The 15,548-nt window shown below is 45.3% G+C and carries 13 protein-coding genes; 9 read left to right on the top strand and 4 right to left on the bottom strand.

Annotated elements, in window-relative coordinates; translation table 11 throughout:
- Nucleotides 1–79 precede the first annotated feature (79 nt).
- On the top strand, nucleotides 80–2,800 hold the full coding sequence (locus QUB51_RS03755) for a bifunctional acetate--CoA ligase family protein/GNAT family N-acetyltransferase (RefSeq protein WP_333052437.1): 2,721 nt from the start codon (nucleotides 80–82) through the stop codon (nucleotides 2,798–2,800).
- Nucleotides 2,801–3,299: 499 nt separating this feature from the next.
- Here the strand turns inward: QUB51_RS03755 and QUB51_RS03750 are convergent, their stop codons facing one another.
- A complete protein-coding gene (locus tag QUB51_RS03750; RefSeq protein WP_333052685.1) occupies nucleotides 3,300–3,902 on the bottom strand; it encodes a superoxide dismutase in 603 nt (200 codons plus the stop codon).
- Nucleotides 3,903–4,283: 381 nt separating this feature from the next.
- On the opposite strand from QUB51_RS03750, the gene QUB51_RS03745 reads away from it, so the two are divergent.
- Nucleotides 4,284–4,823, top strand: coding sequence for a phosphate-starvation-inducible PsiE family protein (locus QUB51_RS03745; protein WP_333052434.1), 540 nt, complete (start codon nucleotides 4,284–4,286; stop codon nucleotides 4,821–4,823).
- Between the two features lie 366 nt (nucleotides 4,824–5,189).
- On the opposite strand, the gene QUB51_RS03740 is transcribed toward QUB51_RS03745, so the two are convergent.
- Nucleotides 5,190–5,741, bottom strand: a complete 552-nt coding sequence (locus QUB51_RS03740; protein WP_333052432.1) for a peroxiredoxin — start codon at nucleotides 5,739–5,741, stop codon at nucleotides 5,190–5,192.
- A gap of 119 nt (nucleotides 5,742–5,860) precedes the next feature.
- Between QUB51_RS03740 and QUB51_RS03735 the strand changes: the two genes are divergently transcribed.
- Entirely contained in the window at nucleotides 5,861–7,198 is a 1,338-nt protein-coding gene (locus QUB51_RS03735; RefSeq protein ID WP_333052429.1) for a peptidylprolyl isomerase, read from the top strand.
- 88 nt (nucleotides 7,199–7,286) lie between these two features.
- Here the strand turns inward: QUB51_RS03735 and QUB51_RS03730 are convergent, their stop codons facing one another.
- Complete coding sequence (locus QUB51_RS03730) at nucleotides 7,287–8,039, bottom strand: tetratricopeptide repeat protein (protein WP_333052427.1); 753 nt, start codon at nucleotides 8,037–8,039, stop codon at nucleotides 7,287–7,289.
- A 94-nt stretch (nucleotides 8,040–8,133) separates the two neighbouring features.
- Between QUB51_RS03730 and QUB51_RS03725 the strand changes: the two genes are divergently transcribed.
- From QUB51_RS03725 to QUB51_RS03705, 5 genes are all read left to right on the top strand, one after another.
- On the top strand, nucleotides 8,134–8,319 hold the full coding sequence (locus tag QUB51_RS03725; RefSeq protein WP_333052424.1) for a hypothetical protein: 186 nt from the start codon (nucleotides 8,134–8,136) through the stop codon (nucleotides 8,317–8,319).
- 205 nt (nucleotides 8,320–8,524) lie between these two features.
- Nucleotides 8,525–9,241, top strand: coding sequence for a pentapeptide repeat-containing protein (locus QUB51_RS03720; RefSeq protein WP_333208427.1), 717 nt, complete (start codon nucleotides 8,525–8,527; stop codon nucleotides 9,239–9,241).
- A 577-nt stretch (nucleotides 9,242–9,818) separates the two neighbouring features.
- The gene (locus tag QUB51_RS03715) at nucleotides 9,819–10,550 is read left to right on the top strand and encodes a cytochrome c biogenesis protein CcdA (protein ID WP_333233091.1); all 732 of its coding nucleotides are present in this window, start codon (nucleotides 9,819–9,821) and stop codon (nucleotides 10,548–10,550) included.
- A gap of 339 nt (nucleotides 10,551–10,889) precedes the next feature.
- Complete coding sequence (locus tag QUB51_RS03710; protein WP_333234314.1) at nucleotides 10,890–12,302, top strand: cytochrome c biogenesis protein; 1,413 nt, start codon at nucleotides 10,890–10,892, stop codon at nucleotides 12,300–12,302.
- A 412-nt stretch (nucleotides 12,303–12,714) separates the two neighbouring features.
- A complete protein-coding gene (locus QUB51_RS03705; RefSeq protein ID WP_333259633.1) occupies nucleotides 12,715–14,181 on the top strand; it encodes a TerB family tellurite resistance protein in 1,467 nt (488 codons plus the stop codon).
- Nucleotides 14,182–14,307: 126 nt separating this feature from the next.
- Here QUB51_RS03705 and queF read toward each other — a convergent pair whose 3' ends face one another.
- Nucleotides 14,308–14,727: a preQ(1) synthase gene (gene queF, locus QUB51_RS03700; RefSeq protein ID WP_333208430.1), complete on the bottom strand. Its 420-nt coding sequence runs from the start codon at nucleotides 14,725–14,727 to the stop codon at nucleotides 14,308–14,310.
- Between the two features lie 145 nt (nucleotides 14,728–14,872).
- Here queF and QUB51_RS03695 point away from each other — a divergent pair, with 145 nt between their 5' ends.
- A complete protein-coding gene (locus QUB51_RS03695; protein WP_333208431.1) occupies nucleotides 14,873–15,469 on the top strand; it encodes a hypothetical protein in 597 nt (198 codons plus the stop codon).
- Nucleotides 15,470–15,548 lie beyond the last annotated feature (79 nt).

Genomic DNA, 15,548 nt, shown 5'->3' with positions numbered 1-15,548 from the left:
TGATTCGGTGATAGTTATCGAAAGCAGAGCAATATTAATTGCTGATTAATTGAAGTAGGGTACTATGCAGATAAATTCAATGAATCAAAGCACTGCGAGCGATCGGGCTCACGATATTTGGAAAGAACAGCGTCATCCGCTCGATCGGATTTTTCGGCCTCGCTCCGTGGCTGTAATCGGCGCAACAGAGAGAGAAGGAAGCGTTGGACGAACTCTCCTGTGGAACTTGATTCGGAATCCGTTTGGCGGCACAGTTTTTCCAGTGAATCCGCAGCGCCACAGCGTCTTGGGGCTCAAGTCTTATCCTGACATTGCTAGCGTCCCGGAAGTAGTGGATCTGGCGGTGATTGCTACGCCGGCTGCTGGGGTGCCGCAAGTGATCCGCGAATGTATCGCTGCTGGGGTGAAAGGAGCAATTATTGTTTCTGCAGGCTTTAAAGAGATTGGTGCGGCTGGGGAGGCTTTAGAACAGCAAGTTCTCGCCCAAGCGCGTCTGGGCGGAATGCGGATTATCGGCCCAAATTGCCTCGGTGTGATGAATCCTGTGGTTGGGCTCAATGCTACTTTTGCAGGTACGATCGCCCGTCCGGGTAATGTCGCTTTCATCAGTCAAAGCGGCGCCCTCTGTACTTCGATTCTCGACTGGAGTTTGGGGGAAAATGTCGGTTTTAGCGCCTTTGTATCGATCGGCTCTATGCTCGATGTCGGTTGGGGCGATCTGATCGAGTATTTCGGGGACGATCCCCATACTCACAGTATCGTTTTGTACATGGAATCTATGGGTGATGCTCGTTCATTCCTGTCCGCCGCCCGCCCAGTGGCGATCGACAAACCGATCATCATTCTCAAGGTAGGACGTACCGCCGCCGCCGCCCAAGCCGCCGCTTCCCATACGGGAGCTTTGACCGGCAGCGATGACGTGCTTAACGCTGCTTTCCGCCGCTGTGGCGCGTTGCGCGTACATACGATTTCCGATTTGTTCGACATGGCAGAAATTCTGGCCAAGCAACCGCGACCGCAGGGCAACCGCCTATCGATCGTCACCAATGCCGGAGGCCCAGGGGCGATCGCCACTGATGCCTTAATTAGCGACGGCGGTGCCCTGGCAGATTTGGCACCGGAGACGCTGCAGCGACTTGATGAGTTTTTGCCACCTCAGTGGAGTCATCACAACCCGATCGATATTTTGGGCGATGCTAGTAGCGATCTTTACGCCAAAACTTTAGAAGTTGTCGCTCCCGATCCCAATAGTGACGGATTGCTGGTCATCCTGACGCCACAAGCGATGACAAATCCCACCCAAACCGCAGAAAAACTTAAGTCTTACAGCAAACTCGGAAAGCCCTTATTAGCAAGCTGGATGGGCGGTGTGGAAGTGTCAGCGGGAACGCAAATTCTCAATCAGGCAAATATTCCGACTTTCCCTTATCCCGATACCGCCGTCAGGTTATTCAACTATATGTGGCGGTACACATACAACCTGCGCGCTATCTACGAAACGCCATCTCTCCCCGCTGATTGCGAACTCGATACTTCCGGGTGTGCTACTGCTGCGAAGATTTTGACTGCCGCCCGTCAAAACAATCGCACTCTATTAACCGAGTACGAATCAAAACAGTTGCTAGCAGCTTACGGGATTCCCACCGTAGCGACAGAAATTGCAGCGAGTGCGGCCGAAGCTGTGGAAATTGCCGAGATCCTCGGTTATCCAGTGGTGCTAAAACTCCATTCTGAGACGATTACTCACAAAACCGATGTGGGGGGCGTCCAACTAAATTTAGGCGATGCTAAGGCTGTAATTAGTGCCTTTGAGGCGATCGCCCAGCGGGTACGGGCGATCGATCCTGCAGCGTTTCTTGGCGTAACCGTGCAGGCGATGGTGCATTTGGAAGGCTATGAACTAATTTTGGGTAGCAGTATTGACCCACAATTTGGGCCGGTGATGCTGTTTGGTTCCGGCGGACAATTAGTGGAAGTCTTTCAAGATCGATCGCTCGCACTTCCGCCTTTAAATACCACCTTAGCGCGGCGGATGATGGAGCAAACTCGCATCTATAAAGCTTTGCAAGGAGTGCGCGGCAGATCGGCAATTGACCTGGTACAACTCGAACAGTTATTAGTTCGTTTCAGTCAACTGATTGTAGAGCAACCTCAAATTGCCGAGATTGATATTAATCCGCTGTTGGTTTCTCCTGAAGGTGCGATCGCTCTTGATGCCCGTGTTGTTCTGCAAACAACGGAAAACCCCATTTCAACGGCGATTCGCCCCTATCCTACGCAATACGTTCAAAAATGGTCAACGGAGGGCGATCGTCCCATCACCATCCGTCCGATTCGCCCAGAAGATGAGCCGCTGATGGTGCTCTTCCACAAAGAACTTTCCGAAGAGAGCGTGTATTTGCGCTACGCTCACATGGTAAAGTTAAAGCACCGCATTGCTCACGAACGTTTGACCCGGATTTGTTTTATTGACTACGATCGCGAAATGGTGTTAGTAGCCGATCGTCCAGACCCGGAAACCTCAGCACACCGGATTTTGGGAATAGCGCGTCTGAGCAAACTCCACGGCACAAACCAAGCCGAATTTGCCCTCATCGTTAGCGATAGCTATCAGCAGCGCGGTTTGGGAACAGAATTATTGAGGCGGATGTTGCAAATTGGTCAGGAAGAGAAATTAGAGGCGATCGTCGGCTACATTCTCAATAGCAACTACAAGATGCAGAGCCTCTGTAAAAAACTCGGATTTGAACTCCACCCAGACCGAGACGAAGGAATGTTGAAAGCTGTTTTTGTCTGCTAAGCTGTGGAGCATTTAAACCACTAACGAGGCTTGTATGGTGCGTCAGGAGTGAACACTTACGCGCTTATGCGGGAAACACTTCTGTACGCTGGGCACCCTACAATCGTCTTTTAAATGCCGAACAGCTTAGGAATGAGAATTAAATAACTTCCACTCTTGAAAGTGGGATGGGCCTAAGAGCCCGTCCTTTTTGGACGGGCGGGACGCCCATCCCACAATAACAATTAAAATTGTAAGTTATTTAATTCGCGATCCTTAATAGCAAGTTTGGTTAAACTGATATCTTGCACCATTCTCAATTAGCCCTAGGGGCGGGTTCGCCAACAGCCTTAAAGCTTGCAAATAGGTTCTATAAACCCGCCCGACCCCACGAAAAATCCTCTTATTGATATTGCTGCAAGATGTCAGGTTAAATAATTCTCATTCATCACCACTAAAGTCCTCACTACAAACCGATAAAGTTTGTAGTGAGGACTTTAGTCCTCAAACTAAGATGCTACTAAGCCGCAGCCAAATTTGCTGCTGCAAACTCCCAGTTAGCCAAATTATCCAAGAAATTAGTAATGTAGTCGGGACGGCGGTTTTGGAAATCCAAATAATAAGCGTGTTCCCACACATCCAAAGTCAGCAACGGAGTTTGGCCGTGTGCTACCGGGGTGTCAGCGTTAGCAGTTTTGGTAACTTTCAAAGTGCCGTTGTCCAAAACCAGCCAAGCCCAGCCGCTACCGAACTGAGTTGTCGCAGCAGTCTTGAATTCTTCTTTGAATTTGTCGAAGCTGCCGAAGTCGGCGTTGATTTTCTCAGCTAAAGCTCCTGTCGGAGTGCCACCGCCGCCCGGTGCGAGGGAATTCCAGAAAAAATTGTGGTTCCAAACTTGACCTGCATTGTTGAAAATGCCGGCTTTGGATGGGTCTTTAGCAGATTCCTTGACAATTTCTTCAAGGGATTTGCTCGCCATTTCAGTTCCTTCAATCAGTTTATTCAGATTGGTCACGTAAGCAGCGTGGTGCTTGTCGTGGTGGAACGAAAAAGTGTTGGCCGACATATGAGCTGGCTCTAGGGCGTCAGCGGCGAAGGGTAACGGTGCAAGTTCAAATGCCATTGTGTTCAATCCTCTCTGGATTACTTTTGGTTTTTGGGCTAACTTTCCGGCTTTTGTATGATTAAAGCCGAGAGTCCCTAGCTTGAGTTTATCAAGCTGTGGTAAATAATTCTTTACAATTTTCATATTTTATAGCAGTTGGGGCATTTCAGCATTCAGACTTGTATTTTTTAGATATCAAAGCTACTTATTGCAGCATTCACATAGCATAAACTATCACTAAATGTCAAGCCACCTGGGTGGCAAATAAAAGTGTGTGTGAAATTGTCAACCAATCGAAATTTTATGAGACTGATAAAGAGATTAAACCTGTAAATTGCCATAGATTAACCTAAGTTCAATTAAGCTGTAAGAAAGCCAAACAAGTTGCAGCATATGTCAATGGAAAAGCGTTTAAACAACTCGTCGAGTAACCCCCCTCAATGGTTGAATTTGCAATTAATCGTCACCGGTCTGGAAACAGTCCAAGACTTAATTGTAATTTCCCTATGTATTGGTTTGTTTTGTTTCATGGTGCTAGAACTGCGAGAAATGTTCTTCTCGCTGCTACCTCCTTTGAATTTCCAGGAAGTCACGGCAGATATTTTATTTCTATTAGTTTTAGTGGAATTATTTCGGCTGCTAATTATTTACTTGCAAGAAAAAAGAGTTTCGATCGGCGTAGCTGTGGAAGTTTGTATTGTATCAGTTTTGCGAGAAGTGATAGTGCGGGGAGTGCTGGAAACTCCCTCGGTTCAAATATTATCAACAGGCGCATTTTTGCTGGTTTTGGCAGTGTTGTTGGTAGTCCGAGTTTGGTTGCCGCCAACCTTCGAGGGAATTGACCCGGAACGTCGCATGGCTAGCAGAAAGAAAAATTTTTCAGACAATGAATCTTCTGTCGCATCTGTTGCAGTCAATAGCAAGTTTAATTCTCATTGAATATGTCATGACAGGCGATTTTAGATTTTAGATTTTAGATTTAGTCTTTTATCGCTTGTCACGTTACAGCTATCATTTCGCGTAAAACTGAGATTTTGCACCATTGTCAAGAACGGGCTCTGGGGCCCGTTCCACAAAGAGTAGATTTTCTTGTGGGGAGTAGGGGTTGGGCAGGAGAATCCACCCAAAAAAGAATTATTGAGAATGGTGCAAGATGTGAGTTCAAATCAACCTGATAACGTTGGCAGTGAAGACTACATTCCTCTGTATTTTCAGAGGAATGTAGTCTTCACTACCAAGACAAGGTTCATCAGTCATTCCCAATTATTCAAATCTAAAATCTCAAATCTAAAATCTAAAATGGTATTACCCGTTAGCCTGCAATTCCTGCAAGCGGGCAAACACTTCTTTAGAGTGAATCGCCGGATTAATCTTCACAAAAGTTTCCCGCAAAATACCTTCAGGGTCAATAATAAAACTGTGTCGCGCGGAGATAAAACTCATCCAAGAACCGTAAGCTTTACTCACTTTACCGTCGGTATCAGCTAACAGTGGAAACTTCAAACCTTCCGAATCGCAAAATTCCGCGTGCGAGTTGACATCATCAGCGCTAATACCGATAATTTGAGTATTTTTTGCCAAGTATTTCGGCAAGTCTTCCTGAAATCGACGCGCTTCGATCGTACATCCCGAAGTAAAGTCTTTCGGATAAAAATAGACTACCAGCCACTTACCGCGATAATCGGACAGGGACACTTGTCCGTCGCCGCTGTTTGTTGGCAAACTAAAATCCGGGGCTGGTTGATTCACCGCCGGAAGCTTGCCACCTAGGGCAAATGCAGGTGTGGCAAAATTGAAACTTAGAAAAACTAGACAAATTGCCAATAAAGTGGTAAAAAACTTGCGACGGGGCATCATAAATTTAGAAGTAGAACTGTACTTAACACAAGTTTACAGTTTTCTGATTAAATGGGTAGGGGCAATTCGCGGATTGCTTCTAAAACCCAACGATCACTCACTCAAATAGCAATTTACCCATGAGCGCTGCACTCCCGTTAACAGGCAAAGCTATAGTAGTCCAGATAATTAACGGTCAACCCGTTACGATCGAAGTAGACGGCACTAATGCCCCGATTACTGGGGGAAATTTTGTTGACTTAGTTGAACGAGGCATTTACGACGGGGTGATGTTTCACCGAGTTGTGCGCCAGCCAGAGCCTTTTGTAGTGCAAGGAGGCGATCCGCGCAGCAGAGATAGGACAATTCCAGCGAGTCAATTGGGAACGGGTAGTTTTATTGACCCTGATACCAATCAGGCGCGTTTTATTCCTTTGGAAATTACGCCGCAAGGGGCCGCGCAACCTGTTTACAGCCAAGTTGTAACCCAGACGCCGCAGTTGCAGCATAATCGAGGGGCTGTGGCAATGGCTCGTTCTAATGCTTTGGATTCGGCTTCTTCGCAGTTTTATTTTGCTTTGGATGATTTGCCATTTTTGGATGGTAATTATGCTGTTTTTGGTAACGTTATTCAAGGTTTTGAAACGGTGAATGCGGTGCAGCAGGGCGATCGCATTTCAACTGCAAAAGTCGTTCAAGGAATCGTTCCCAGTCGGGTTTCTAGCATAGTTAGCGATGTTAATGCGCTCAACGCTTTAATCAATAGTACCAATTTCGTAAATCTATCTTTGGGAGCGCTCAGATTGCCAAACACCCCCAACAACTATCAAGTCACTTCCCAAGACTCTCAGCAAAATCCCAGCGGTGTACTGGGAGGTAGTGCAAACGATCGCATCATCGGTTCACCGACTGATGATGCAATTAACGGCAGCCAAGGCAACGATACTATCACGGGCGAAGCGGGTGACGACTTTCTTAGAGGCGGCAAAGGTAACGACTCCATTAGCGGAGGTGTTGGCGACGATATTATCAACGGAAATCTCGGCGACGATATTATCAATGCCGATGCTGGTAACGACTTTTTGCGAGGCGGCAGAGGAAACGATGTTTTAATCGGTGGCGATGGTAACGATTTTTTGATTGGCGATACTGGCAGCGATACTCTCACTGGTGGTGGCGGTACTGATACGTTTGTTCTGGTTACGGGTGAAAATCTGGAGTTGGATGGGGCGAGCGATATAATTCTTGATTTTAGGCCTGGAGAGGGCGATCGTATTGGCTTAACCAGCCCTTTATCCAACACCTCATTCACCCAATCAGGCAGCAACACACTCATTCAATTTGGAGGAGTGACTTTGGCTGTGGTTCAAAATGCCGCCCCTGCAGCAGTTCAAAATGCTGCTTTTACAATTAACTTTTCTACTGCTTTCCTTGCCGATGGCTTGCCCCCCGGAGACGCCGCCTTGAGAGTTGGCTAACTTTAACAAGACTCGCGCCCTAATTATAGGTGTAGGGTGCTCTTCGGTGCACCTTACCTGATTATCAATTCCCAATTTCCAAATTCAACTAATACCATAGCTGACTAATTTTAGAAACCGCATCTTGATAAGAATCCATTCTCCCCTGCTGCTTAAAAAGCCCTGCTGCCTTCTGGAAATCCTCAAATGCTCCATGAACCTCTCTCAATTTATATCTAATCACTCCTCGGTTAAAGTAAGCTTTAGCAAAATCGTTATTGAGGCGAATTGCTGACTCAAAATCAGCTAGTGCTGCTAGGGAATTCTCCATTTGCAGGCGGATAGCACCTCGGTCAAAGTAAGATTGAGCTAGATTAGGGTTGAGCAGGAGTGCCGAGTTGTAATCTGCGATCGCCGCAGTATAATGTTTTAAACGAGTCAGCATAAACCCCCGATTGCTGTAATACTTGGCTCGGTAAGGATTGAGTTCGATGGCTGTAGTTAAATCTTCGATCGCCGATTGCTTATAGCCTAATTTGTAGCGGGCCACACCGCGATCGTTGTAAGCTGACGCGAATTGCGGATTAATGTTAATTGTGGCAGTAAAATTTTTAATAGCGCCGTCCAAGTTTTGTTGTTCGAGATTTCTTAAACCCTGAGTGTAAAACTTTTTGGTACTAACTTTTAAATTTGCCTCTTGTCGGGATTCAGCTTGCTCCCCCGAAAATACCCCGGAAATATTAGTGAATCCCAAAGATTCGATTGAATTGAAAATAGTTGTGACAACTAATTGGGTTGGGAGAAGGGGGATAGTAGGCATGGGAGGAGTGGTGTTCAACTGTATGCTGTCATTTTCCTCCATACTTCAGCTACTGACAGTGATATCCGTAGTGTCAGGAACGTGATAACTTTGATGAGATTTGGTGATGCTGGGGCATTGACTTGTGTGATGAAAGTTGGGCTTAGTTAGTGATGCCGATCGCACTTCAGAACAAATGCGTCTAGAACCCTTTAAATATAAGGTTTTCCGCCTAGATTGGCGGTTTCTTTCTTCCCATATTGAGCAGTTCCTACCGGGATTATTGGCAGGTATGCCCCTGGGAGAGCGATCGCAACTGTCGGCAGCAAGTATTACTTTGTAGCGATATTCGATCGGGATTTGTCCATCGGACACGGCCATCTTAAACCCGGTTTTTACTCACGCCCCGAGCACCATTCTCGCTTAACAGGCCCGACGGCCTGTTCCACAAATTACTAATATTTTTGAGTAATATTGCTGAGGAAAGTTGCCGATTATTTGCTATGCTTTGATTAGACATCAATAATTTATGGCACAAATTAGTGTCAATGAAAAAAGTTATGAGGTTGAAAATTTTCTTCGCTGCATTGTTGGCGATCGTCCTGTTCACTCTCTACTTAACTCCTCCTGTGATGGCAGCGAATGGGGAGGATTTGAGTCACCTATTAAAGGATAATTGGTGCGTCAGTTTTTTGTGGAAGCAATGCGATTTGAGCGCTGTCGATTTGCGGGGCGCTAATCTCCAAGAAGCCAATTTGAGCGGCGCTAATTTGTCCGGCGCTAATTTGTCCGGTGCTAACTTAAAAAATGCGGATCTTTCTGGCGCAGACCTCACCGGCGCTAATTTAGCAAATGCTGATATTCTAGGCACGGATCTCAGTCGAGCCAATTTGACAGAAGCTAATTTCAACGGTACCAAGTTGTGGGATGCTAATCTGACTTTGGCAAATCTGAGCCGCGCCAATTTACAAGATGCTAATGTCTTAGATTCTCGACTTTGGGGAAGCAATCTTACCCAAGCTAACTTAACGGATGCGACGCTGCACGGTGCTGACTTGCAATATGCTAATTTGGCAGACACTAATTTAACAGGTGCTGACTTGCACAGCTTCTTTTTCCGAGGTTCCAAACAAGTCACAAATTTGAGCAATGCTAATTTAGAAGGCGCTACTTTAACGGGAGCAAATCTCAGAGGTGCGGTGCTGGCTGGGGCAATAATGCCGGACGGGTCTATTAATGAAGAAAGTGGGTTTAATTTACAGTAGAGTAAAATTAAAGTCTGCTTGAATAATTTCAACAACAGGCTTTCGGGCTGATTTCGCATTATCGGGTGTAGCTGCGCCCATTGCCAACAGCTTGTTGAGGATGCTGTCAATCGATTTTAGATTTTAGATTTTAGATTTTAGATTGAAGCCTTGACTTGCGCGAGATAAATACGTTCGGCAAGTTTCATCGGATACAGGTTTTTATTTCTCCCTCCTGAGTCTCCGAAGGAATGAATCACGTGGCGGGTATCCTGGATGCTTGCGGTCAAGATATCAATTTAAACCAGGGTGCGATCGACCTTTTAACTCCCAACCAGTAAATCTCGCTAAAATCTTAAATCTCAAACCGAACCTGCGCGCATCTGTTACAATTTTCAACAAAGCCAGAACAGCCCCGAACCTGAAGTCGCCTGCCTAGGGATACCAGCCCCCGACAGGAGTCGTGAATAACAAAAATATTAGATATTTAGTTTAAACTCCCAAATTCATCTGTAGAGTCTCTCTAAAATCTAAAATCGATGGGCTGTGGACTCAATCTAAAATTTAAAATCTAAAATCTAAAATCTAGAATCGACTGATGGAAACCCTGCAAACTCAACTTTACGAACTCGCACAATTTGCTAATAATTTAGTAAATACGCAACTGACAAACCTCAGTTTAGTCAGCGTCGGAGTCATCTTTCTGGCAGGGTTGCTAACGAGCTTAACGCCCTGTATGCTTTCAATGTTGCCGATCACGATCGGCTACATCGGTGGATACGAAGCAAAAAGTCGCCTGCAAGCAGCAGCCCAGTCTGCGTGGTTTTCCCTGGGATTAGCCACCACCCTTGCGGGTTTAGGTATTGTAGCATCATTTGCCGGACAAGTTTACGGCAAAATTGGCCTGGGTTTGCCGATTCTTGTCAGCATTATTGCTATTCTAATGGGGCTGAATTTACTCGAAGCTTTACCCTTACAAATGCCGTCTTTCGACGCTGTGGGGTGGGTGCCGAAAGATTTGCCGGCGGGTGTGCGATCGTACTTATTGGGCTTAACTTTTGGTTTAGTAGCCTCTCCCTGCAGCACGCCGGTTTTAGCTACACTCTTAGCTTGGGTTTCCAAAACGGGAGATACAGTTTTAGGTGGTGTGTTACTGCTGTTTTACGCTGCTGGCTACGTCGCTCCGCTAATCATAGCAGGCACTTTCACTGCTAGCATAAAAAAGCTGTTAGAATTACGTCGGTGGTCGAGTTGGATTACGCCTGTTAGCGGCGTTTTGCTAGTAGGATTTGGCGTTTTCTCTCTGCTTTCCCGCATCCTTCCCGCGTAACTTTCGTTCTCAGGAATTCAGTCCTTATTGAGAGATATAGCAATCACTATGGAATGCGTGAATTAAGTTTTTTTTAACGAACCGCGAAGACGCGTTAGGCGAAGCCGCGCGTAAGCGCTAGAACACGAAGGAAGAAAGAAAGAAAAGAGAAAGAATTCAAAATTGATTGAGACTTTTTCAATAAACATAATAATATTTTGTTCATCTTTTTTTTCCCTCCTTTCTCTTCCTTCTCCCTTCTTCCATCCGTTACATCTCGTACAGTGCTGGTTGCCGAACTTGCTGACATCCGTTACATCCCGTACATTGCTCGTTGCCGAACTTCCTCCATAATTACCAATGACATCAAAAGAAGTATTTCTATCAAAACTCTCAAGCTGGGCGACTGCCCCTCAAAAGTTTTTCAAGCGAGAAATCTTGCCGGTGCTCGCAGATTTGCGGCTGGCCATTATCTTGCTGCTGACGATCGCATTTTTCAGCATTTCCGGCACTGTCATCGAACAAGGCCAATCAGTACCCTTTTACCAATCTAACTATCCAGAACACCCTGCTTTGTTCGGCTTCCTAACTTGGAAAGTTGTGCTAATTGCAGGACTTGACCACGTATACCGCACTTGGTGGTTTTTGTCAATCCTAATTTTGTTTGGCAGCAGCTTAACAGCTTGTACATTTACCCGACAATTTCCCGCACTAAAAGCCGCCCGCCGCTGGAAATTTTATGAAGAACCAAAGCAGTTTGAAAAATTAGCTCTCAGTGCGGAATTAGAAACAGTTGCTTTAACTTCGTTAGAACCACTTTTGCAGCAAAAAAACTACCGCATATTTCGAGAAGGCGAAAAAGTTTATGCCCGCAAGGGAATAATTGGCAAAGTCGGCCCGATTATTGTTCACGCCAGTATGCTAATTATTTTAACTGGGTCGATATGGGGCGCAATGACGGGATTTCTCGGTCAAGAAATGGTTGCCAGCGGCGAAACATTTCAGGTGCAGAATATCTTGGATGCGGGGCCTTGGGCGGGGCCGCAAATACCGAAGGATTGGTCGATGCGAGTTAATCGGTTCTGGATTGATTATAGTCCGAGCGGTGCGATCGACCAATTTTACTCTGATCTGTCAGTTTTGGACAAAACAGGCCAAGAGGTCGATCGTAAAACCATTCACGTTAACGAGCCCCTCAGATATCGGGGAGTCACATTTTATCAAGCAGATTGGGCAATAGCCGCCGTGCGAGTTCGCCTCAACAAAAGCCCGGTTTTACAATTGCCAATGGCTCAGCTAGACACCCAAGGTAAAGGCCGAATTTGGGGTGCTTGGATTCCCACAAAACCAGATTTGAGTGCGGGAGTTTCTCTGCTAGCAAAAGACTTGCAAGGAACGATGTTAGTGTACGGTACGGATGGCAAATTGTTAACTACAGTTCGCGCCGGCACGGCGGTGGAAGTTAACGGAGTCATGCTGACAATTGACGAAGTTGTAGGCAGTACGGGATTGCAAATTAAAGCCGATCCTGGTATTCCGATCGTTTATACTGGCTTCGGGTTGCTAATGCTTAGTGTGCTGATGAGCTATCTGTCTCACTCGCAGATTTGGGCTTTGGAAAAGGACGGCAAACTATACGTCGGCGGGCGCACAAATCGCGCTCAGGTGACTTTTGAAAGAGAAGTTGTGGAGATTTTGGACAAGTTGGCAGAATCGAAACAAGAGGAAGAAAAGAGCGAAATAGCGCCGACTTCTCTAGCTAGTCAAAATTAATTTTATGGTGGGCATTGCCCACCATTGATGTCAACAACCAGGTAAAAGGTAGTATCAGTCTTCTGTCTGAGTCACAATCCCCTCGATCTCTCTTAGCCCCCCTTAAAAAGGGGGAAGAGCATTCAAAGTCACGCCCTACTCCCTTTTTAAGGGGATTTAGGGAGATAGAGACTCGACTACAAGCGACCTTCATTATGGGTTTGAGCCTGGTTGGTGACACGAATGCAATAGATTTTATATCGGAAAATAAGTGAATTTACGTAAATTATGGTACTGCTAATCAGGTAATTTTTAATAAAAGTCAGTGACTATACAATTGTAAATCTTCACAACAAGAGATATCATCTACCCATAGTTATTTAAATTTAAAAAAACTCAATAACTATGGATCAACTTATCCTGGTATTTTTTTATGCCAATTATCGTTCCTTTTGTCCTTCAAACAGTTTTACCTATACTCAGTGCGCTTTTCGCTCTTTTGATTCCTGTACTGGCTCCTGTTATCAAGTTCGCTCTGACTCGCATTCCCAAAATTCCCTCATATATTCGGCTCCTCAAAATTTTGTATTCAGATATTGACTCATCTGCCACAGAGCGAAAAATTATTACTGTTGGACTACTGGTAATTAGTAGCATTGTGACTTTCATGGCTTATTCCGTTATACCTTGGACGGGTGTACCCCTGATCGGTGCTATTACCAGTCCCATTGCTGGCGCTATTGCTCTTGTGGTGGCACTGGCACTTTTAGATATGATTTTTGACATGAATAAAGGCTATTACTTAGAGCGACTAAGAGGAAAAGGTTTTGCTGGATTAAATGACATAGAAACCGATATTAAAGATTTAAAAGATATTTTTGGCAAATCCTGGAAGAAAGTTAAATCTACTATTAACGATGCCAGCCAGAAAATTTATGAAGAGGGCTGTAAGCGTGGCATCAACTTTAGTGATAAATCTTATCAAAGCTATATCGATCGTGAATTAGAAGGATTGAATGTATATGTTGGTAAAAATTCAGTTGCAGAGTATGAAGGTATAAGTGCCGACTTATTAAAGCAAAATAAGGGGCAAGATTGGACAAAAGATGCTTTTGCACTAGGGACAGGTGCAACTGTAGGGGCTTTGGCTGGTGTTGGCGCTTCAGCAGTTGCGACCTCAGTATTTGCGCCGGCTAGTATTTGGACAACTATCCACAGCATTCCTTTGATTGGGGGCTTGGTGGGCAGTTCAACGGGTATTGTTGTCAGTGCAGGGTACTACTCATTACTAACATTTGCTGCTCCTGTTGGACTGGGAGTATTAGCAACTGTCGGGATTTACAGCGGTCTGACGGGCTGGAAAAATCAAGAAGAAGCGGCCAAGATGAGCAAGTTTTTATCAGAGATAATTATTGCTGCTTTACCAATGGCTTGGATTGATGGTCAATTAGATGACAAGGAGGAAGATACTATAGATAGATTGATGACTACCTCCGGTATGAGAAAGGAAGAGCGAGATTTAGTTCGCAAAGCCATAGAACAAGGGCAAAAATTTGATGAAATCATGACAACGAGTATTCCTTTTGATGAAGAACATCGGGAAAAAAGTTGTAGTCAAAGCAATAAAGAGCGACTAAAGCATCGCCTAATATTATGTACAGCTTGGGAGATTGCCGTTGCTGATGGCAAAATTGATTTGTCAGAATTACATCTTCATAACTGCATGGCAGATAAGCTAGGTATTTCTCGTGAGGAGGTGAAAGAAATCCGGCGGGCGATAAACATCAAGCATGAGCAAGAGCTTTGGCTGACGGAAGCCTTAGAACCAAAGGGTTCCAAGACTAAGTTATTGAGCGTCCGCGAACAATACCGCCTCCAACCAGCAGCGGATAATCTTTAGTCTTTGATAACAATTTATCTAGTTAAGTGAGCAAGGGCTAAAAAAACAGAATACTCAGATACCCGACTTCTTAAAGAAGTCGGGTATCTGAGTATTCTGATAACGCACATTTAAAGGCTGAGCCTTCTACTTCTGATGCGACACCTCAATCACGGTGTGCACGTTCCCGCGTGGCGAAAAATCGCCCTTAATCGTCGCTTCCAGCGGCGCGCAAGCCGCCACAAAATCGTCTAAAATTTGATTGATCGATTCTTCGTGAGAAATGTAGCGATCGCGATAACTGTTGACGTACAGTTTCAGCGCCTTTAACTCTACCACCCGCTCGTCTGGCACGTAAGTAACGTGAATAGTCGCAAAATCGGGATAGCCAGAAAACGGACACTTGCAAGTAAACTCTGGCAACGTAATGTTAATCGAGTAGCGCCGCCCGACTCGCGGATTCGGGAAAGTAATTAACTCCCCTTCCAAAATCTGGCGTTCGCCGTATTTCATTTCTTCGGTGCTTGACTTTTGCGACATAGTTTGTTCCGGTGCGTGCTTATTCATAGCGATCGACTAAAAACTTGTAACATTAAATTAATTTTACGTTCAATATCTGTAACAAATATCTTGACGAATTGTGTTGCGATCGATCTAATTGCAAATAGTCTCAGGCTAAACTAAAACAAGTTCACCCTCGCCATCTACAATTATGCAAAATACTACCTTATCTGACAATACTTCCCCTGAAAACTCAAATAGTTACTCTCCATCAGTACCAATTTCCCTCTATCGAGAAGTCACGGCAGAGCTGCAAGCAGCCCAAGCGATGGTGGACTCCCTCAAAACCCACAATCAGCAATTAGTCCAACAAAATCAACAACTGCGGCGAGAAGTAGAAACAGTAGTTCAAGTATCCCAACAGTTACAGCAAGTAGTCAACTCGGCTCAGAGTATTACCCAGACAGGGATGCCTCAAATGCCGTCAGTCAAATTCAATTTCAGCGTTGAACCTCCGCCCCCACCACCTGTAACCTCGCAGACTAACTCTGCCATACCTCAACCACCTCAGACAGTGGCTTTCCCCTTCCCACTACCGGAACCGGAGCCAACAGCCGCCTCGATGCCGCAGCCACTTCCCGAAAAATTATTTACAGAGGTGCCGGAAACTCCTTACCGTGTGCGATCGCAACTCAAAAAAACCTCAGACTTAAGTGGATTGTGGTTGGCGATCGCGATTTTTCTGATTGTGATTGCAGCTTTCGGTGCAGGTTATTTAGTTGTTCGCCCTTTATTAATGAAAAAGTAAATTCCAACAAGAATCCCACGGCTCAAGCCGTGGGATTTTAAACAAAACCTAGCATAAAATGTTCAAAGTTACGCTAATT

The sequence above is a fragment of the Microcoleus sp. AT8-A3 genome (genome assembly GCF_036705675.1).
In the GTDB taxonomy this organism is placed as follows: domain Bacteria; phylum Cyanobacteriota; class Cyanobacteriia; order Cyanobacteriales; family Microcoleaceae; genus Microcoleus.
This window is presented reverse-complemented; position numbering and strand designations above follow the sequence as displayed.